Origin of the sequence: Dolichospermum heterosporum TAC447 (genome assembly GCF_024584745.1) — a bacterium.
In the GTDB taxonomy this organism is placed as follows: Bacteria; Cyanobacteriota; Cyanobacteriia; order Cyanobacteriales; family Nostocaceae; genus Dolichospermum; species Dolichospermum heterosporum.
In genome coordinates this window covers 5606502-5626820 of sequence record NZ_CP099464.1, presented here as the reverse complement: position 1 = coordinate 5626820, position 20319 = coordinate 5606502, and the positions used below count along the sequence as shown (strand labels likewise).

19 protein-coding genes and 1 pseudogene are annotated in these 20319 nt (G+C 38.1%); 12 read left to right on the top strand and 8 right to left on the bottom strand.

Annotation, left to right across the window (positions count from 1 at the left end; genetic code table 11):
* Window positions 1-190: 190 nt before the first annotated feature.
* Both drmA and drmB read left to right on the top strand, forming a co-directional pair.
* The gene (gene drmA / locus NG743_RS25660) at window positions 191-4066 is read left to right on the top strand and encodes a DISARM system helicase DrmA (protein ID WP_257121154.1); all 3876 of its coding nucleotides are present in this window, start codon (window positions 191-193) and stop codon (window positions 4064-4066) included.
* A gap of 30 nt (window positions 4067-4096) precedes the next feature.
* A complete protein-coding gene (drmB, locus tag NG743_RS25655; protein WP_257121153.1) occupies window positions 4097-5980 on the top strand; it encodes an MrfA Zn-binding domain-containing protein in 1884 nt (627 codons plus the stop codon).
* 72 nt (window positions 5981-6052) lie between these two features.
* Here drmB and NG743_RS25650 read toward each other — a convergent pair.
* The 3 genes and pseudogenes from NG743_RS25650 to NG743_RS25640 all read right to left on the bottom strand — a co-directional run.
* Window positions 6053-6325, bottom strand: a pseudogene (locus NG743_RS25650) (DUF4277 domain-containing protein); the annotation flags it as partial.
* A gap of 721 nt (window positions 6326-7046) precedes the next feature.
* On the bottom strand, window positions 7047-7814 hold the full coding sequence (locus tag NG743_RS25645) for a hypothetical protein (protein ID WP_257121151.1): 768 nt from the start codon (window positions 7812-7814) through the stop codon (window positions 7047-7049).
* 169 nt (window positions 7815-7983) lie between these two features.
* Entirely contained in the window at window positions 7984-9801 is a 1818-nt protein-coding gene (locus NG743_RS25640; protein WP_257121150.1) for a hypothetical protein, read from the bottom strand.
* A 194-nt stretch (window positions 9802-9995) separates the two neighbouring features.
* Here NG743_RS25640 and NG743_RS25635 point away from each other — a divergent pair, with 194 nt between their 5' ends.
* From NG743_RS25635 to NG743_RS25590, 10 genes are all read left to right on the top strand, one after another.
* On the top strand, window positions 9996-10337 hold the full coding sequence (locus tag NG743_RS25635; RefSeq protein WP_027401239.1) for a type II toxin-antitoxin system RelE/ParE family toxin: 342 nt from the start codon (window positions 9996-9998) through the stop codon (window positions 10335-10337).
* Window positions 10338-10341: 4 nt separating this feature from the next.
* Window positions 10342-10656: a helix-turn-helix domain-containing protein gene (locus tag NG743_RS25630; RefSeq protein WP_257121149.1), complete on the top strand. Its 315-nt coding sequence runs from the start codon at window positions 10342-10344 to the stop codon at window positions 10654-10656.
* A 109-nt stretch (window positions 10657-10765) separates the two neighbouring features.
* Window positions 10766-10987, top strand: coding sequence for a hypothetical protein (locus NG743_RS25625; protein ID WP_257121147.1), 222 nt, complete (start codon window positions 10766-10768; stop codon window positions 10985-10987).
* Window positions 10984-11403, top strand: coding sequence for a type II toxin-antitoxin system VapC family toxin (locus NG743_RS25620; RefSeq protein ID WP_027401242.1), 420 nt, complete (start codon window positions 10984-10986; stop codon window positions 11401-11403). The genes NG743_RS25625 and NG743_RS25620 overlap by 4 nt, the downstream gene beginning before the upstream one ends.
* Window positions 11404-11474: 71 nt before the next feature.
* Complete coding sequence (locus tag NG743_RS25615; protein WP_257121145.1) at window positions 11475-12329, top strand: ATP-binding cassette domain-containing protein; 855 nt, start codon at window positions 11475-11477, stop codon at window positions 12327-12329.
* Window positions 12286-13140, top strand: a complete 855-nt coding sequence (locus tag NG743_RS25610) for an ABC transporter permease (RefSeq protein WP_193961974.1) — start codon at window positions 12286-12288, stop codon at window positions 13138-13140. The genes NG743_RS25615 and NG743_RS25610 overlap by 44 nt, the downstream gene beginning before the upstream one ends.
* A gap of 19 nt (window positions 13141-13159) precedes the next feature.
* Window positions 13160-13618, top strand: a complete 459-nt coding sequence (locus tag NG743_RS25605; RefSeq protein ID WP_027401245.1) for a MarR family winged helix-turn-helix transcriptional regulator — start codon at window positions 13160-13162, stop codon at window positions 13616-13618.
* Complete coding sequence (locus NG743_RS25600; RefSeq protein ID WP_257121144.1) at window positions 13584-14852, top strand: MFS transporter; 1269 nt, start codon at window positions 13584-13586, stop codon at window positions 14850-14852. The genes NG743_RS25605 and NG743_RS25600 overlap by 35 nt, the downstream gene beginning before the upstream one ends.
* A 92-nt stretch (window positions 14853-14944) precedes the next feature.
* The gene (locus NG743_RS25595) at window positions 14945-15364 is read left to right on the top strand and encodes a XisH family protein (RefSeq protein WP_027401247.1); all 420 of its coding nucleotides are present in this window, start codon (window positions 14945-14947) and stop codon (window positions 15362-15364) included.
* Entirely contained in the window at window positions 15352-15687 is a 336-nt protein-coding gene (locus NG743_RS25590; protein WP_027401248.1) for a XisI protein, read from the top strand. The genes NG743_RS25595 and NG743_RS25590 overlap by 13 nt, the downstream gene beginning before the upstream one ends.
* Before the next feature lie 367 nt (window positions 15688-16054).
* Here the strand turns inward: NG743_RS25590 and NG743_RS25585 are convergent, their stop codons facing one another.
* From NG743_RS25585 to NG743_RS25565, 5 genes are all read right to left on the bottom strand, one after another.
* Window positions 16055-16894 carry a hypothetical protein gene (locus NG743_RS25585; RefSeq protein ID WP_027401249.1) on the bottom strand — a complete coding sequence of 280 codons (840 nt, stop codon included), beginning with the start codon at window positions 16892-16894 and terminating at the stop codon, window positions 16055-16057.
* On the bottom strand, window positions 16884-17573 hold the full coding sequence (locus NG743_RS25580; protein WP_027401250.1) for a hypothetical protein: 690 nt from the start codon (window positions 17571-17573) through the stop codon (window positions 16884-16886). Before NG743_RS25580 ends, NG743_RS25585 begins: the two co-directional genes overlap by 11 nt.
* Window positions 17570-18364 (bottom strand): TIGR04255 family protein, encoded by a 795-nt coding sequence (locus NG743_RS25575; RefSeq protein ID WP_193961977.1) that lies wholly within the window; start codon window positions 18362-18364, stop codon window positions 17570-17572. Before NG743_RS25575 ends, NG743_RS25580 begins: the two co-directional genes overlap by 4 nt.
* Window positions 18365-18653: 289 nt before the next feature.
* Window positions 18654-19253 (bottom strand): thioredoxin family protein, encoded by a 600-nt coding sequence (locus NG743_RS25570; RefSeq protein WP_257121143.1) that lies wholly within the window; start codon window positions 19251-19253, stop codon window positions 18654-18656.
* Window positions 19254-19381: 128 nt separating this feature from the next.
* The gene (locus NG743_RS25565; RefSeq protein WP_257121142.1) at window positions 19382-20290 is read right to left on the bottom strand and encodes a TauD/TfdA dioxygenase family protein; all 909 of its coding nucleotides are present in this window, start codon (window positions 20288-20290) and stop codon (window positions 19382-19384) included.
* Window positions 20291-20319: the final 29 nt, after the last annotated feature.

The window sequence follows — 20319 nt, the reverse complement described above, 5'->3', positions numbered from 1 at the left end:
CCTTAAATCCTGGAAATCCTGATTCTGACATTTTTTAAATAAACTTTAATAATTGTAATCTAGCTTAAATTTTTGTTATAAGTTATACTATTACTAATACTTCACCAATATGATGTATAATTTGATTATGTTAAAAAATATGCTAACTCCCTAATTTTAACATCTTAATAAATACCCAATTCCCCAATATATGATTATCCAACTTCCTGCAATTCTCCCCGGTGAACTTAATTTAGTAGAGATAAATCAAAAACTCCATCAACATCAAATTACCTTAGATTGGAGTAGTGTAATTTCTGCACCAGAATCACAATTAGCAATACTTTTAGAAGGAATTGATTCAGTAGAAGATGCTGATTGGTTAGGAATAGATGGAGAAATTAGTGATCATATTGCTGCGAATATTAATAATTATATCAAAACCCATACCAAAACCGAAAAACAACAACCTATTTTATCATCAAATATACCTTCAGCTTATAAAATTCGAGAAGAATTAGAAATAGCAATTATTAACGATTTACTCGGTCCTGCTGGTGGTGAAGATGAAGAATTAGATGAAAAGAGTGTAAGCGATCGCTATTTAGTAGGACTACTTGCACCCCAACACCGTCGCATCACTGAAGAAACAATAGAAAAATCCAGTGTTGTTAATCAAATATCCAAAGATGATAATTTAGATAATTCGGATAATTTAGATGATAATTTACGGGAAGTAGATTGTTATTTACCCGGAAATAATGATGAATTAGCTATTAGTGGTAAAGGTACTGTGGAAGATGGTAGTACAGAAGTTAATGTCCCTCCATTAGAAACTATGTTTCCATCCTCTCTAGGAATGACATTTTGTGTTAATGATACAGCTAAAGCATTACAAATTACCGGAGGATGGGGACAGTATCACCGCACTGATAGCGAAATATTAACTAAAGCAGATGGTAAACCTAAAAAGGTTTGGAAACGGGAACAAATTCGCTCTAATTCCCCTACTATTCCTTTAATTGAGGGAGTAATTAATAATTGGATAGTTGATCCACAATATCCTGAAGTTCATGTTAAAGGACAAATTAGAAAACAAAATAACGGTGATTTTATTGTCAGTTTATTTTTAATCAATGGACAAAGAGAAACTAAAGAAAAACGAGATGAAACTTGGTTATTTCAACCAGAACTAAGGGTTAAATCCGCCGATTTTCAACATCATGATATTTTCTTAAAACGACATCAACCCCGATCATTAGGAAAATTAGATCCTGTAATTTATACTGAAGAAAAAACTATGGCCATGCTTTACCGTAAACAGGTAGAATTTGCCATTGGTCATGGTGTCAGTGTCCATGCAAAAACAGCATCAGGAACTAAAGAACGTGCTGTTGAATTATCAATTTCAGTAATTCCAGCTTATGAAGTTCCTAAAACCTCTCCTCCACAAGTAGACGAAATTCCCGAATTAGCAGGATTGGTTTTAGATATGCAAGAATTATCTACAACTGCAACTGGTGATCTTGCTAATAAAATTAGTCCTTTAATTACAGCTTATCAGAGTTGGATTAATACCCAAAAACAACGGATATCTGACCCCGCAACCGGATTAACCGACTATGAAAATGAAGCGAAAACTGCTATTCAAAAATGTGAACAGACTTTAAATAGAATTAGGGAAGGACTGACATTGTTACAAACTGATGAAAAAGCAGCAGACGCTTTTCGGTTTATGAATCAAGCAATGTATTTACAGAGAGTTCATTCTATTTATTCAGAACAAATCCGTCAAAATAAAACCGCAGATTTACAGCAAATTTCCCTTTCTCAACCTCGCTGGTTTCCCTTTCAGTTAGCATTTATTTTACTCAATTTACCTAGTATTACCAATTTACATCACCCTGATAGAAGTCATCCCCAGGATGCAGTTGCAGATTTACTTTGGTTTCCTACTGGTGGGGGTAAAACTGAAGCATATTTAGGTTTAACAGCTTATACTCTGGGTTTACGAAGATTACAAGGTAATATTGCGGGACGTTCTGGAGAGTATGGGGTTGCTGTTCTCATGCGCTACACGCTACGATTGTTGACTTTACAGCAATTTCAACGCGCTACGACTTTAATTTGTGCTTGTGAATCTATCCGTAAAACAAATGAAAGTAGATGGGGTAAAGAACCTTTTAGAATTGGTTTATGGGTAGGTCAGCGCACAACCCCTAATCATACTAATCAAAGCGAGGAATTTTGTAAACAAGAACGGGGACAGTATCAGCAAAGCGGTAGCGGTTCACCCCATCAATTAAATAATTGTCCTTGGTGTGGTACTAAAATTAACCCCGGTAAACATATAAAAGTTGAATCTGTTGCTAAAGGAAGGGGACGGACATTAATATACTGTGGTGATGATTTAGGACGGTGTTTATTTACTGAAAAACAATCTCCGGGTGAGGGTTTACCCATTCTGGTGGTTGATGAAGAAATATATCGCCGTTTACCAAGTTTACTAATTGCTACAGTGGATAAATTTGCCCAAATGCCCTGGAAAGGTGAAGTACAAATGTTATTTGGTCAAGTGGATGGCTATTGTCAGCGTCATGGTTTTCGTTCTTCTAATATAGAAGATACAGATTCACACCGTAAAACTACTAATTTAGCTGCTGCTAAAACTATCCCCTTTAACAAGCTGCGACCACCAGATTTAATTATTCAAGACGAGTTACACCTAATTAGTGGACCTTTGGGGACTTTAGTGGGACTCTATGAAACAGCCGTAGATGAGTTAGCATCCTGGGAAGTTGATGGTAAAAAAGTACGCCCTAAAGTTGTGGCTTCTACGGCTACGATTCGCCAAGCACAAAGTCAAATATATAACTTATTTTTGCGAGATTTACAGGTTTTTCCTCCCCAATGTTTGGATGTGGAAGATAACTTTTTTTCCCGTCAACGTCAACCTAGTGAAATTAATCCCGGTAGGCGTTATTTGGGAATTTGTGCCACAGGACGCAGGTTAAAAGCGGTATCAATTCGCGTATATATAGCGATTTTATCAGCTTCCCAATTTCTGTATGAAAAATATGGCGATCGCGCTGATCCTTGGATGACCCTAGTAGGTTATTTTAATTCCATGCGAGAATTAGGGGGAATGAGAAGGTTAGTAGATGATGATGTGCGTATTCGTCTAGGAAAAATGGATCGTCGGGGACTAGCAAAAAGACTGAGAATAAATTTAGAAGAACTGACATCACGCAGAGACTCTACAGAAATTCCAGAAATTTTAGACAGACTCGAAACCACCTTTGATCCGCAAAAAGATGCCGAAATTAAAGCCAAGCGGAAAGCAAAACAAACAGTTAATCAATTAGAACCATTAGATGTTCTCCTAGCTACTAACATGATTTCCGTAGGTGTGGACGTAAAACGGTTAGGTATTATGGCAGTAACAGGACAGCCAAAAAACACAGCCGAGTATATTCAAGCTACCAGCCGTGTAGGGCGGACATATCCAGGTTTAGTATTAACAGTGTATAACTGGGCGCGTCCTAGAGACTTATCCCATTATGAAAGATTTGAACATTACCACGCCACCTTTTACCAGCACGTAGAAGCCTTATCATTAACACCTTTCGCGCCTCGTGCCATTGATAAAGGTTTAGCAGCATTATTTGTTACATTAGTGAGGTTAGCAGGTAAGGAATTTAATGGTAATGACCAAGCAGGAAGAATTGAACGCCACCATCCTTATATTCAAGCTGCAATAGAGACAATTTGCGATCGCGCCGGATTAGTAGGGGATGCTGAAACCCAGAAAATGGTAAAACAAGCACTAGAAGCCAAACTAGATATTTGGTTAAGCAAAGCCCAAAACATACAAGGTGGGGGCATTCTTAAATACCAAATAGAAAAGCGGGACGGTTTAACCATAGAACTATTAAAATCAGCAGGTCGAGAAACCTGGCAAGATTTTACTTGTTTAAATTCCCTACGCAATGTAGAACCAACCGTAGGATTAATTTTACAAGACCAAGTACCTGACGACGACATTAACCGCCTTCCAGAAAAAATGACCAAACAGAAACAGAATTAGTAAACATATTCCCAATCCCCAATCCCCAAAATGTATAAATACAAAGTTGGCGAATTACGCCCCAGTCAAATATTATTTTCCTTCGGTGTCGGTGCTGTACTTGACCTACCCAACCTCTCAGTTATGGTCATGGGTTTAGAAGACTGGAACACTCAAAATGCACTCGAATTAAATGAACCAAGACTTTTAGCTGCTGTTCGTAAAGAATTAGGTTCACAAGTAAAACGACTGCTTTCACCTCCCACGCCTCCAGAAAATGTCACATCATCTGGTCCCTTTGATGAAGTCAACAGAATAGGAATCCCAGTCGCACCTTTTCCTAGTTGGATGGTTTGCCCTAAATGTCATTTACTTGCTTCCCTAAAATCAGAACTTTTTCAATTCAAAGACAATCCTTACCGACCAGATCAAACTAAATATGTTCATAAAAATTGTCCTAAAAGCAAAAAAGAACCAACAGCCATACCCTCACGGTTTCTTGTTTCTTGTGAAAGAGGACATTTAGATGATTTTCCCTGGAGTTACTTTGTCCATCGAGGAGAAAATATTAACTGTAATGGCGCTTTGAGATTTGAAGAATATGGTGTATCTGGTTCTCCCAGCGATATTTTTGTAATATGCAGTTGTGGTCAACAACGCCCTTTATCAGATGCTTTTGGTGAAAGCGGAAAAGAAAATATGCCTCGTTGTCGCGCCCGTCATCCCCATTTACGTGACTTTGATGATACCTGCGACAAACAAATGAAAACCATTTTATTAGGTGCATCTAATAGTTGGTTTCCCATTACCCTTTCCGCTTTGTCAATTCCTGAAAGTTCCCATCAATTATTCCAAATAATCGAGCAATATTGGCACGTTTTAAATAAAGCTACCAGCCAAGATATTTTAAAAAGTAATCTAGATTTATTACAAGCGATCGGTCAATTTCCTGACTTATTAACCGAATTATCAAAACATCCCCTAGAAGAAATCTGGACAATAATTGAAGAAAAACAAAATCAACAAGAAAGTAATTCAGATGATAAAAATGCCAGGGACTTAAAAACTCCAGAATGGGAAATTTTTTCCCAAGCAGACCCCAATTTTAATACACCAGATTTTCAGTTAAAACCAGTCAAACCTCCTGCTGGCTATGAAGATTATTTTTCCCAAGTTGTATTAGCAGAAAGATTGCGGGAAGTTCGCGCCCTAATTAGTTTTACACGGATTCAATCACCGGGTGACTTTATAGATGAAGGGGAAATACTCACGGAACATTTAGTAGACTTGAGCCGTAAAAATCCTCAATGGGTTCCCGCAAGTGAGGTAAAAGGGGAAGGTATTTTTATTCAGTTTAACGAACAAAAATTGAGTCAATGGGAACAAAGTCAACTATTACAAGATTATCAAAATCGAGCTTTTGAAGCTCATAAACAGTGGTGTAAAATTCGTTCTCTCGACCCAGTGAAAATAACATTCCCTGGAGTTCGCTATATTTTACTACACTCTTTCGCCCATGCCCTCATGCGACAAATGGCAATAGAGTGTGGTTATAATGCTGCCAGTTTAAAAGAACGAATTTACTCCAAACGTCCTCAAGAAGAAGGTAGTCCAATGGCAGGTGTACTGATTTACACCGCAGCACCTGACAGCGAGGGAACTTTGGGAGGCTTAGTAAGTTTGGGAGAACCAAAAAAGCTGGGTTATCATATTGACCAAGCTTTAGAACAGATGCAGTTGTGTACTTCTGACCCCTTGTGTGCAGAACATACCCCTTTGAAGGGAACAACTTCTCTACATTGGGCAGCTTGTCATGGGTGTTTATTCAGTCCAGAAACCTCCTGTGAACGGGGAAATAAATATCTAGACCGTGCAGTTTTAGTTCCCACTGTACTAAGTGCGGATTTGGCTTTTTTTCCAGAGGTAAAAGTGTGAGTTCCTTGCCGTCATTGCTTTTAGCTCAGATTTACGCTTGTGCCAAGCAACTTCCACCTGCAACATTAGTGCTTTTATTCCTTCCTTTATTAAATGTTCTATGGGTTTATCTTGAAAAAAATCAGGGAATAAATATAGTGGTCTTGATACAAAACCCAGTCCATTGAGAATGATTGCTTTGACTACTTCGCCTGTATTTACTTTCTCTCTACTATCTACTAAGAATATTTCATTAATTTTTTATACTATTCCTATCTCATCTATTATTCCTGCTATTATTCCTAAGTGATCTAAGTTTTTACTTTCCAACTCTTCTTTTTGGTATACTAAACACGGTTGAGACATGGACTTTTACAAAATCACGAAAAACCTAGATTTGTAGGGGTAAAGCAAGAGCTTCATTGGTGTCAACTTAGGTTACAGATGGCTTATTTGTTTGGCTTCCACACCCGCCAGGGAATAAATTCCCTGTCTCATAGCTCAAGTCCGTTAAAACGGACTAATGAATTTTCCTAGTATTTAGTCATCTTTTAGATGACTTTCGCTATTAGCAAGGAACTTGAGTTCCTTGCGGGATGAAGATTTTGCGTTAAGTTGACACCATTAAGCTTTTGCTTTACCCCTACCCACAGAATCAAATTATTAAGCCGTGTTGAGTATAATTCATATTTTTGGATATTTTTAGTTAATTCAGACTTATTCTCTCATTTTTGCTTCTGAATTTATTGTCCATACCTTATTCATTTCAATTTGTTGGCAATCTTTATATTACTGTCTATATTTATGACTTAATAACCTATGTATTTATATTTAGCTTATCTCTGCTACTTATTACACTCGTACTTATACTACACAATGAAGTGCGGAATGTGGGGTCTAACCTTTTGCCAGAAGTGACAGTTAATTCACTATGCTGGTCTTTTTCGTCACAATGGAGTAATTTAGCAGATTTAAGTCTTGGAATAAAATCAGTCTGTTGTGCCTTGAGTGGTGTTGTCCAGTCCATATTGGTTTAAATTTACTCTAGCGATATTTTTAGATAGAATGTGAATAGGAAAATTTAAGCCTACAGGTGCAACACCTCAAGAGATTGGATAGGTAATTGCTCAAGTAGGGTAAATTTGTCAGGGCTAAAATCTATCCACAACAGTTGTTTGAACAGTGGTTCTAGTCGCATAATTAACTCCCTATCATCTGTTTCTAGTTCTTGATTTACTCTCAAATTTTCGCGCAAGTTGTAAACTAATTCCAGGGTGGCTTTTTGGTATGGATGATCTAATGGTAACGCTTGCAATTCGATAATTGCTTGTGATTGTACGCTTCCCCTACCCAAAAGCCTCAACCATAAAGTCTCCGGTGTTTGTGGTAGTTGGTGTATTGCCACAATTGCTGAACGCATGGCATCTGCTAAAAAATGTACTCCCGATAACCAATCTTCTTTTTGGATAGTTCCAAAGCTAGATAAACGAGTTTCAGATATAGTGGGGGTTAAAATCCACAATTTAGGAATTTCTGACTCCTGAAGTTTGATTTTATTGGCTTTGGCTTCTCGTCGCAATGAAGCCTTGACTTCTAATAACTTGAGAATACAGTCGCAGATTTCATCGCTAGAAGCTGGATTGCGGTATGGTTCTATTATTGCAGGATTTTCGGCAAGTCTTCCTAGTAACCCCAGTATTTGTAATTTAGAACTTTGTTGTTTAGCAGGTGTGAATAAAACATCAATTTCTTTAATTTCTCCTGAGACTTTTTCTGATGCTTTGACTTCTCCGTAATCTTTTAATAATTCTTCTAGATAGTCTTTGGCGAATTTATCATGTATAAAGCGCGTCATTCAATTTTAATTTTGAGTAAAATCTGGGAAATAATTTAGACTTCTATTATATAGCAGTTATGAATTTTCTGTAAGAGGATGTTTGAATTTTTGGGTAAGAGGACTTTTAGAAGAGAAATAAACGCAATGTGTACAAAACTTAGTTTGTCTGATGTAGTATTTAATACTATTAAACTGTTTTTTGAGAAGAATCAATTATTTGTTTTAGTCTATTAATATCCTTATTATTATTATTGAATCCATCAAGCTTTTCTCGGAAAGATAACCAATAAGGCTCTACAGATCCAGTGATTTCGACAGATTTCTTAAAAAGTGATATAAAAATATCTGGACAATTAAATGAGCAATATATTTGGTCATTGCTACAAAAAGCTTCTAGGATGTATTCCCACTGTTTAGGATTGAAATATTCAACTATTTCAATTAATAGAGAAGCATTTTGTGTGGCACTTACAAAACTGCTAGATTTTATAAATCTATCTACTACACTAGGAACATTATTTTTAAGTAAATTCTTAAAATGTTCGTCAATTATTGGATGTTGATAATTAGATTTTATTTCTATTAACTGATTCAGATTATCGAAAGAAATTTGTTGAATTTTTTCTATTATACAAGTATTAGTTAAATCAATTAATTGTTCATCCAGTTTCATTAATTCAGATTTACACCTGAATCTAGCTAATAGTAAATCATCCAATGAAGCTTTATTGATTTTATCCTGCATACACGGTTTAATAAGTTTGTGTAGATATTCATTATTGTATTCCAAAATTAGTAGAACTAATTCTTCTAAAGATGCTTTTTTTATTTCATTTTTTATACAAGGCTCAACTATATCATGTAGAGTTGTATCTGCATCACAAATCATGGCAGTTAAATTATCCAATGTAGCTTCATGAATAGCATTTCTTAAAAGAGGATTAATGACTTTTTCATTCAATAGTGTATCCTTGTAATGCTTTTTAATCTCTATCAAGTTATTAAAAGGTATTTGTAGTTTACTAATTACTGAATTTCTTAAAAAATCCACATAAGCTGCTTTTACTAATATATTGATATTATCAAAAAACAAAGGATGTTCAAATGCAAAATATTTTGCTGTTTCATATATATCTAATTTATCAATAAAAACTTTTGCTTTATTCTGACATGGTTCGCTAATCCTTTCCCATGCTGTAATACTCCCAAGATAAATAATTACTTTGTCCCAATTTGCATCAACAATTTTATTCAGAATAATATCAGATAATTTATTATTTAATATTTCTCCAGTTTCCTGGGGATACATTTTTGAAACAGCATTAAGTGCTGAAAATTGGCGTTGTCTTTCATCTTCTGAAAGTGATTCTATTAAAAGACTTTTAGTTAATCCAATAACAATATCTTTTATTAAGCTTTCACGCGCACGCGCTAGAGGACTTTTCTCAAAATATTTTACTGCAAGTTCTGGTTCTACTGGAAAATAATCAGATTTTATAGACTCCCAAATGAGATTAAGAGCAGAACGACCTTGAACAGGTGGACGCTGTAAAAAGTGCATTACGGCACTTCTTAAGTGATAGCGTGCTAGTTCGGCTGTAGCTTCAAATGGTTCTTCTAAAGATGCCATAGAAGGATGAGCGCATCGACTTCTATCTTCAAACAGCCTAATAATATCTTTTTGTTCGACGGGTGATATTAATTCAAAATCTTCAAGAGCTTTTTTTGAAATATCTGATTCAAAGCCCCAAAGTCCTTTAAAATCTGAATTTAAATTTAGATTTTCAAAACCTTTTAACATCTGAGTTGCTTTACCGTCTCCGAGTAGTTCTAGTTCTCTCAGTTTGTGAAGAAAATCAAATACTACTGCATTCCATGTTGCAACTATGCACGAGCGAAATGCTCCGGCTCGATAACAAGCAACAGCCTCTTGGATCAATTTCTTCGCTTGCTTATCTCTACAACGCCCTATCAATTCATCTAGATCAATAAAAGTTTCATACATAGAATTACGTATCTAATTATAACTTGTGCTTGGTTAATAAACACATAATAGAAATTATTACACATACAGTAGTAAAATAGGTACGAGATTTGACAGGAATATTTATTGTTATTTATCACAGTTGCCTGTTGTCAGTCTAAACTCCAGCTACAATAGCCAATCAAAAATATATCAGATATGATATAAATCATAGCATGGACGAAAATGATAAACCTTTAATTTGGTTGCATGGTGAAATTAAAACTCCACCCTTCAGTCAAGAAGCACGGATAGAAACAGGTATACTACTCAGACGATTACAGCAGGGTGAAAGATTAGGAATGCCGCATTCAAAACCAATGTCTAGTATCGAAAAACACTGTTATGAACTACGGATTCGGGATGCGGACAAAAACTGGCGAATTATTTACCGAATTGATGATGATGCAATTTTGATTCTGGAAGTTTTCAACAAAACAACGAGAACAACACCAAGCACCGTTATTGACATCTGTAAAAAACGACTAAGCAAGTACGATCAAGATATACAAGATTAGTATTATGGATGAAGCTAAAAGAAAACGTCTAGAACAAAAGGGCTGGAAAGTTGGAAATGTTTCCGAGTTTTTAGAACTCACAAAAGAGGAAACCGCTCTGATTGAGATTAAATTAGTTCTTAGTCATAATCTGAAAGAACGACGACAGAAATTAATGACACAAACAGAATTAGCAGAAAAAATTCAATCCAGTCAACCTCGAATTGCTAAAGCTGAAAATGGTGATACTTCCGTTTCTATTGAACTCTTAATCCGGGCAATGCTGGCCACCGGTGCAACACCTCAAGAGATTGGACAGGTAATTGCTCAAGTAGGGTAAATTTGTAAAGGCTAAAATCTATCCACAATAATAGTATAGCGATCGCTCTGCTTTAGTCTAAACTCCAGGCTGAAAGTACAATAAAATTATCCTTCATTTAAACCCCATCATGGTTATCCCAGAACTCGAACAACAACTCCTTCAGCTTTCCCATAACGATAAACTGCATATTATTCAAATCCTTGCCCAAAGCCTAACTACGGGCAATACTAACTCAGAAAAACCTACTAAAATCTCAGAATTTTTCCGTCAATCCCCCTTGGCTGAACTCACTGAAGAACTTGACTTGAACCGAGATCCCAGCCTACCCCGCGATACCTTCAACCCATGACCTACCTTCTTGATACTTGTCTAATTTCTGAACTTGTTGCCAAACAACCAAATCAAAAAGTTTTAGATTGGGTAGATGCCCAAATTCCAGAAACACTTTACCTCAGTGTAATTACTATTGGCGAAATCGCTAGAGGCATCTGCAAACTTACTCCATCTAAGAGAAAAGAATCTCTCACAACTTGGCTAAATGAAACTCTACCCAATCGCTTTGAACACAGAATCTTAACTATAGATGTCTCCACAATGGTGTTATGGGGAAATTTAATCGGGCAACTAGAACAGAATGGCCGACCTCTACCCGCTATGGATTCTTTAATTGCTGCTATCGCACTTCAACACGCTCTATCACTTGTTACTCGTAACGAAAAAGATTTTGCTGGTACTGGGGTTGTCATCGTTAATCCTTGGTCTTGACTTTTAGCAGAAATATGTCAAACTAATATTTAGATACTCTAATTATTTGAATAAGGAAGTAAATCCGACTCGTGACGAAACTTACGGGAAGAATAGAATCTGCGGAAATACCTGCACAAGTTCCAAAATCGGTAATATTGCAAACCTTGGAACTGACGCGCCGCTTTGAAAAATCAACAGCCGTTGATGCTTTAAATATCTCCGTTGCATCGGGAGAAGTTTTTGGTTTACTTGGCCCCAATGGTGCGGGAAAAAGTACAGTAATTAAGATGTTAACTACCTTGCTACCAGTCAGTAGCGGGAAAGCATACTTAGCCGGTTATGATGTGACTCGTCAACCTGATGCAGTTAGAAGAGTAATAGGTTATGTACCCCAGGCTTTATCAGCAGATGGTAGTTTGACGGGTTACGAAAATCTGTTAATATTCTCTAAATTGTATGATATTCCCCCTCGACGCAGAAAACAGCAAATCTCTGAAGTGCTGGAATTCATGGGTTTGGAAGATGTAGCACATCAATTAGTGAGAACTTTTTCTGGGGGAATGATTCGGAAACTGGAAATTGCTCAAGCTATCTTACATCAACCCCAAATCTTATTTCTAGATGAGCCAACAGTCGGATTAGATCCAGTTGCAAGAACACAAGTATGGCAACTTGTACAACAACTTCGTGTTGATTACGGTACAACTATCTTTTTAACTACCCACTTTTTAGAAGAAGCGGATCATCTTTGTAATCGAGTCGTGATTATGAACCAGGGTAAAGAAATTATCACCGGTTCACCCGCAGATTTAAAAGCAGCTATTGGGAAACCAGACGCAACTTTAGATGATGTCTTCATCCACTACGCAGGAAATCAATTAGTATCAGGAGTGAGTTATCGTGAGACTGCAAGAACCAGACGTACCACTCAACGGTTGGGCTGAACCCAGATATAATCGCCCCAACGGGATTTTTGCTAATATCAAAGAACTATTTACCAAAACCCTGGTAATTACTGAATTGGAAGTGCGGAAACTCCGCCATGATCCTAGTGATTTAATTATCAGGGCTGTACAACCGGCTTTATGGCTGCTGATCTTTGGGCAAGTATTTACTCGGACTCGTGCTATCCCTACAGGTAATTTACCTTACTTAGATTTTATGACTCCCGGTATTTTGGCTCAGAGTGCGCTGTTTGTTGCTATTTTTGCTGGGGGAATGACATTAATTTGGGAACGGGATTTAGGGATTTTGCAGAAATTCTTAGTTGCACCCATACCCCGTGCAGCGATTGTCTTGGGTAAAGCTTTTGCGGCTGGGATTCGTTGTTTTTCCCAAGTGGTGTTTATTTACCTTTTAGCATTTTTGTTGGGTGTACACCTCAATCTCAATCCTTTGGCTTTCCTACAAGTTGTCCTAGTCATATTTTTGGGAGCAGCTTGTTTTTGCACTTTTTCCTTAATCATCGGCTGTTTGGTGAAATCGCGGGAAAGGTTTACGGGAATTGGGCAATTAATCACCATGCCATTGTTTTTTGCCAGTAATGCCATATATCCTATTTCATTGATGCCAAGTTGGTTAAAGGTCATTTCTCACTTGAATCCTTTGACATATCAAGTGGATGCTTTACGGGGTGCAATGCTGGCGAATGGCTCAAGTATTTATGGGTTTGGGTTAGATTGTACAATTCTCTTGCTAACATTAATAGGTTTAACCTACATCTGTGGACGACTTTATCCACGGGTGGCAATGTAATCTGGAGAAAAACGGTCTTATGAGTTTGGATAAACCCTCTGAAGAATGTGCCGCTAGGGTGATGGAAACTGTCCCCTTATTGATGCGGTTTATCCGAGCCGAAATGCGATCGCACAGTTCTGACTCTTTATCTATACCACAATTGCGATCGCTCGCTTTTCTGAATCGCAATCCCGGCGCTTCTTTATCTGAGGTAGCAGATCATTTAGGTGTCACCTGTGCTACAGCATCCACAACTATAGAAAAATTAGTCCAACGAAATCTGGTGCAACGGACAGATAATCCTCAAGAACGACGACGAGTAGTCCTGAATTTGACGAGAGAGGGAAAACTGCTTTTAGAGCAATCTCAGGAAAAAACTCGCGGGGAAATTGCGGAGATTCTGGAGGGTTTGACACCAGAGCAAGTATCACATATTGAATCAGGCTTGACTCTACTAAAAAATGTCTTCGAGCAAACAGAAACCAACTCACCATAACAGCAAGGCTGCACAACACGATCCTTTGGCAGCCATGAGATTTCGAGATTATCGGCTCTTTACCATTGGGCGTGTACTCCTCTTCACGGGTGGACAAATGCAGACGGTAGCGCTGGGCTGGGAGCTATATGAGCGGACAAATTCAGCGATGGCCTTAGGGGGAATCGGGTTGGCGCAGGTTTTACCAATGATTGCCCTAACTTTGATTACAGGACACGTTGCTGATAAAAATGACCGGAAAAAGATTACTTTATTGGCAATGCTGCTATTAATGTTTTGTTCTCTAACTTTAGCGGCTATTTCCTATTATCAAGGTGCAGTTTTTCTAATTTATGCTTGCTTATTATTAACAGGTGTAGCTAGGGCATTTCTCAAACCAGCCGGTGATGCGCTGATGTGGCAGTTAATACCGATGAGTGCTTTTACCAATGCAGCAACTTGGAATAGTAGTAGTTTTCAATTAGCGTCGGTAATTGGTCCAGCTTTGGGAGGATTGAGTATTGCTGTTTTTAAGAGTGCGACGGGAGTATATATATTATCTGCGATCGCTGCACTATCATGTTTTTTCCTCACCGCAGCCATCAAACCCCAAAAAACCAACTTTAAGAAAGAACCAATATCCCTGAAAACCCTAGCTGCTGGTGCTGAATTTGTTTGGAATAATCAACTAATTCTCGCAGCTATCACTCTAGATTTATTTGCAGTTTTACTGGGTGGCGCAGTGGCATTATTACCCGTTTTTGCTAAGGATATTCTGCACGTTGGTCCTGTGGAATTAGGCTATTTACAAGCCGCCCCATCTATAGGTGCATTGATTATGGCAGCATTGTTGGTATATTTGCCACCTATTCGTAAAGCCGGTCCAGCATTACTTTGGTCGGTTGTCGGGTTTGGGATTGTGACAATTATTTTTGGGTTATCTCGTTGGGTGTGGCTGTCGTTGTTGATGTTGGCATTAAGTGGGGCGTTGGATAGCATTAGCGTGGTAATTCGTCATACTTTGGTGCAAATTCGCACTCCTGACCATTTACGGGGTCGAGTGGCGGCTATCAATAGTGTGTTTATCAGTGCTTCTAACGAGTTGGGGGGTTTTGAGTCTGGGTTGACTGCGGCTTTATTTGGTCCGGTGTTTTCTGTGGTTGGTGGGGGTATTGGGACGATTTTGGTGGTGGTGGCAACAGCCGCAATTTGGCCGGAGATTAGGAAGTTGGGGGCTTTGCATGAGGATTTATAGGGGAAATAGTCTCACGCAAAGGCGCAAAGGCGCAAAGGAAGAAATGCGTTAATATTGTAAGATATATGTAGGAAATATAATTAGGGATCAGTATGTCGGCTAAAGATGTCTTTCATGAAGTTGTCAAAAAAGCTCTACAGAAGGACGGTTGGCAGATTACTCACGATCCCCTATCAATTAGTGTAGGCGGGGTAAATCTGTCTATTGATTTAGCCGCAGAAAAATTGATTGCGGCAGAAAGAGAAGGAGAAAAAATTGCTCTTGAAATCAAAAGTTTTTTGGAGAGGTCGTCTGCAATTTCGGAATTTCATACAGCGTTAGGACAGTTTATTAATTATCGAGGTGCATTAAGAAGACGACAGCCAGATCGTGTTTTGTATTTAGCAGTACCTTTAACAACCTATAAGACATTTTTTAATCTTGATTTTCCCAGAGATATGATTGAAGAGAATCAAGTCAAAATGATTATTTATGATGTAGAGCATGAGGTAATTGCAGAATGGATAAACTAACTAGATATCGCCAGCTTGTACAGCAGATTTTACAAGAATATAGCGAACAAAAACCTGCTAATGGAGATATAGAAGTTGAGACAATTTTTGATACACAACGTGACCATTATCAAATAGTTCATGTAGGTTGGGAAGGTCAAGAATGGATACATAGTTGTATTATTCATATTGATATTAAATGTGAAAAAATTTGGCTGCAATGGAATGGTACAGAAGATGATATTGCGGAGAATTTAGTTGCGGTGGGAGTTCCAAAGGAGGATATTGTATTGGGGTTTCAGTCTCCTTTTATGAGGAAGTTTACAGAATATGCTGTGGGTTAGGTCAGAATCAGGATTTATAGGATTTGAGGATTTACAGGATTTAATTATCTTAGGTCTTACGGACAAGTCACGGAATAATGAACCACGAAGAAGCGAAGGACGCGAAGATAAGAGGGTTTGAGAGATATTTTGAGTAAGTCCTGTATCTAGTATTTTTTTCATCCTGTTAATCCTTTAATCCTGGACATCCTGATAGCGCAGCGTGGCGTTAGCCATTTCTGACAAGGGATAGATTATCTAGGAAATCTTACAGAAATAATTATTCCTGGAAATCGAATTAATCAGACTGTACAGAAGTTAACTATTTCACCGCTATTAGATGTTAAAAATAACCCCTGTCAATAGGTGGTTCATGTCGAGAATGATTTCAGGATGATAAGTTATCCAAATCTAGCGGATCACTCTCAACATATTCCTTTGCTGTCATGTCTTCCAAAGATACTACCAAGCCATCTACTGATTGAAAACGACCGGATGGTGGAATTAATTTCAACCAATTTTCACAAAGTTGATCCCACCTTATATCTTGAAACTGAACTTGTTCTTCATCACGGATAAACAAAAAAGTCAGGTTGATTGTAGCGTCATTCCAAGAAGGTTCTGCATATACTCTAATTTCACGCAAAGCACGAAGAGCTTCACCTTCAGGGCTAGATTTATCATGCTTATCTTGCATTCGTGTTTGCAACTTTTTAGCAACTTGATTGAATTCATCAGGAAAAGCAAATCTAGCTCGTTTCCGCGCTAATGCTTGGCCTAATACCCTAATCTCTTGATCATTTTGGCATCCAGACTTGCGCTCCCATTCTGCAATAACAGCCTTCTCTACTGTCATCACACGATCAAGATCAGCCACTAGATTCAGTTCTGCTACTCCTGGAATATAAGCATATTGAGGTTGTCTACTTCGTTGAATTTGATATAACTGCTTCTCATCAACCTCCACCAGAGGAACTATTTCGACAAATGGACGAGTGCGACAAGTACGCACAATATCGCAAGTTTGCGTAACCACTACAAAACCCCTGACTTCTGACTCAGCAAGATCAGTCTCCTCTTGTGCAACACCTGTAGATTCTTGTGTTAGAGGACGCTGAGGGTGAAAACGCTGTACAAACCAATGTTCGCCAAGCACATAATCACCTTGCTGCCATTCTTGAAGAGCAGCATCCACTTCCTTAATCCAAACATCAAGCTCATTGTCCACTACCGTTTTTGCGGCTCCTTACCGCTCTAGCAGGTTTGGATCGTCCAACTTCACGATGGATAGGCTCTTGTAGAGCATCAACTAGATCAGCCGGATTGGGTGGTCTACGTGACGCACGTGCATCCTCAGATAAGGGAGCTAACTGTGGTCTTTCAGGAGCATTACCATAACCAATAATTCGTTTTACCTCTTCATATTCATTAGCTACCAGGAGATCGAAAGGAAGTTGACTATCACTACCAGGAGTTAATAAAAGACTACGATTAAGACTGGCACTTCCCCGATTAATATACTGAACAGTAGCCAAAAGGCGATTAAGCTTCTCCTCATTAAAACGAGATAATGGCTGGCCACTTGCCCAAAAGTGAATACTTCTACGTGAAACATGAAAAAGCCTAGCAAGTTGATCCCAGGTGAATCCACTTAACTTTCTCAGTTGGTTAATAGCAGTCCGTGTTATTTCCGCAGAATTAGTTGATGGAAAAGTCAACCCACTCGTTGTCATCTCCAAAGTAGGTAATAAATTTCGATCAAATGTTGCTGTCGTACTTGCTGTAATAGGAATAGTTGAAAAAATTTTATATATAATAGTGGGGCGGTAATTATGCTGAGGACGCATTGAGCCACGGGCAGAAGTACCCGATAACTGCTCAGGTTTTCTATCTAAAAGAGAAGTCATGGTTCACCTCCAAAATGCTGCAAAAATTCATCAGTTACTGCCCATCTGAAAAAAGTATAAATTCTTTCAGCAAAACGCTGTGCTTCATTCAGAAGTTCTTCAACATCAAAATCTCGTTGTTTTGAAAGAGACATATCTAAATCAAGTATCCAGCTAGGTTCATCAACTGGTTCAATTGCATCTGGATCAAAAGTTCCATTAGGAGGAATTAACCCCCAACGCGCAATTATCTGGTCTTCCCCCCCAGGTAAACTAAACAAAGATTCATTGATACTCTGATGAATATATTCTCCAAAGTCTAATGCTACGATACCCGTAATTTCCGAGCGTACAAGCTTAGATATATCATTTACTGCCTGTCCAACGAGCCGATCAATATATCTCACACCGAATCGTTGAACAATTTTAGGTTTAATGTGTTCATTAAGTGCTGTTAGCAAGGTTTCTAACCGTGCTATAAAATCACTACGACTTGTATAAGCAGTTGTCTCAAGTGCTACGAAGTCAGGTGATAGTGATAATCGCCAATTACCTTGAGCATCTACAAATCTCCAAGTTACTTGCTCAGACTGGGTAACGCCTTGAGAACCAAAAACTAAACTTCGGGTCTGCTCTTGTTGTAATATTGGATACTTATCTCTAATAGCTTCTTGAAATCCTCCTATAAAGCTTTTGTTTTCAATTGACGTAATCAGCGGAAAGCGTATTTGTGCAATAACACGAACTAGAGGTGCTTTTTTAAAAGACACCTCTTTCGGCGGTTGTGCAATAAGTGGATTGATTATGGCCACTGCTCTCCATCCTTTGTTCGTTGGTTTTCAGGAAACTGTGTATGTTCTGAAAGCAGGAAATACTGCCTTTAGTCTCGTGAATCTATAATAGAACAAATGTGTGAATTATAGTGTGAAGTTTAAGCAATATTTATCAGAAAAATAGTATCCACTCAATTAGCGTGCATATACAGGTCTAAAAGTTTATTTATTAAGCGATCACACCGTATAAATAAATTTTCCCAAATTTTACAGCAGTAAAAGCCAGTAAGTTATCCTCACTCTTGCTTGTACTGCTGAAAATCCCTAACTACCCAACCGCTACCGGAACTTTATAATAAACTGGCTCATTCCCTGCTTTCCATTTAATATTACAACCAATACTCGGCTTTTGCTGCCAAATAATTTCCTCATCTGCTAAAACATAATTAATCGCTTTTCGCAAATCTTGTCCAGTCACAGGTAAATCATTTTTCGGACGACTATCATCTAATTGTCCCCGATAAGCCAGCTTTCTATGAGCATTAAATATAAAAAAGTCAGGAGTACAAGCTGCAAAAAAATCTTTAGCCGCTTTTTGACTTTCATCATAAAGTAAAGAATAAGATAAATCTATTTCTTGGGCAAAATCTTTAAGTAGTTCTGGTGCATCATCAGGATGAGTATTAATATCATTAGAACTAATTGCTAAAATACCTACATTTCTATTTTTGTAATCTTGTCCTAATTTTGCTAATTCAAATTTGATATGTTGCACAAAAGGACAATGACGACTAACAAATATAACTACTAATACTTTTTTATCAGCAAAGTTTGCCAATGAAATCGTTTTACCTGAAACCACATCTGGGAGATTAAATTTAGGTGCTAAAGTTCCCAAAGGTAACATTGTCGAAGGTGTTAAAGCCATAAAATCCAATTCCTTAAATTATCAAATTACAATTATTTAATGCTTGTAAATCTAAAACCTCTCTCCTTGTAGGAGAGAGGTTTTGATTTCCCCCCTTCCCTTAAAGGGAAGGGGGTTAGGGGGTTAGGTTAAGCTGCTACAAGATTGGGAATATATGCCGCAGAATCTCCTTTAATGGCTTGACTATACTTACCGTCAATACCTAAAGGAAGATCACCAGCAATGGTTACACGCTGCACACGACGGGGTTGATCTCCATAGTCGGCGATCGCATAATGTTGAGTAGCGCGGTTATCCCAAAATGCCACATCACCAACTTTCCACCGCCAACGTACTGTATTCTCAGGTCGTGTAATATAAGATTGCAACAAGCGAATAATATCGGCTGATTCAGTGGGAGATAAACCGCGAATTTGCCGCACAAAACCACCAATAAACAAACCCTTTTCCCCAGATTCAGGGTGAATTCTCACCACTGGATGTAAGGTTTCATACACCGTTGAAGTAAACACATCCCGGTAAGATTTGACTTCTTCCGGTATATCAAAGGCTGTGGCATAATCATAAGCATTGCTATGTACAGCCCAAAGTTTATCCGCTAAATTACGCAAATGCTCCGGTAAATCTTGGTACGCAGTCACCGAATTTGCCCAAATAGTATCCCCTCCCGCCGGCGGAATTACCAATGCCCGCAAGACCGAGCCAAGGGGCGGACGATCTACAAATGTGACATCGGTGTGCCAGTTATTCGCACGGGCAACAGTGCGGCTATAATCTAAATCCAATACTTCTGGATGTCCAGGAAGTGATGGAACTGTGGGATGTGCAGTAGTGATTTCACCAAACCGACGGGCAAAATCTACTTGTCCATTAGCATCAAGTTCCTGTCCACGAAAGAAGATGACTTTATATTCAACTAAGGCTTTTCTGATTTCGCTGATGATTTCATCACTGAGGTGATCAGCCAAATTAACACCTTTAATTTTTGCACCGATGCGTCCAGCAATTGATTTAACTTCTATGTTTTGATAACTCATAAATCTGTGTTCTCAATTTAGGAATATTT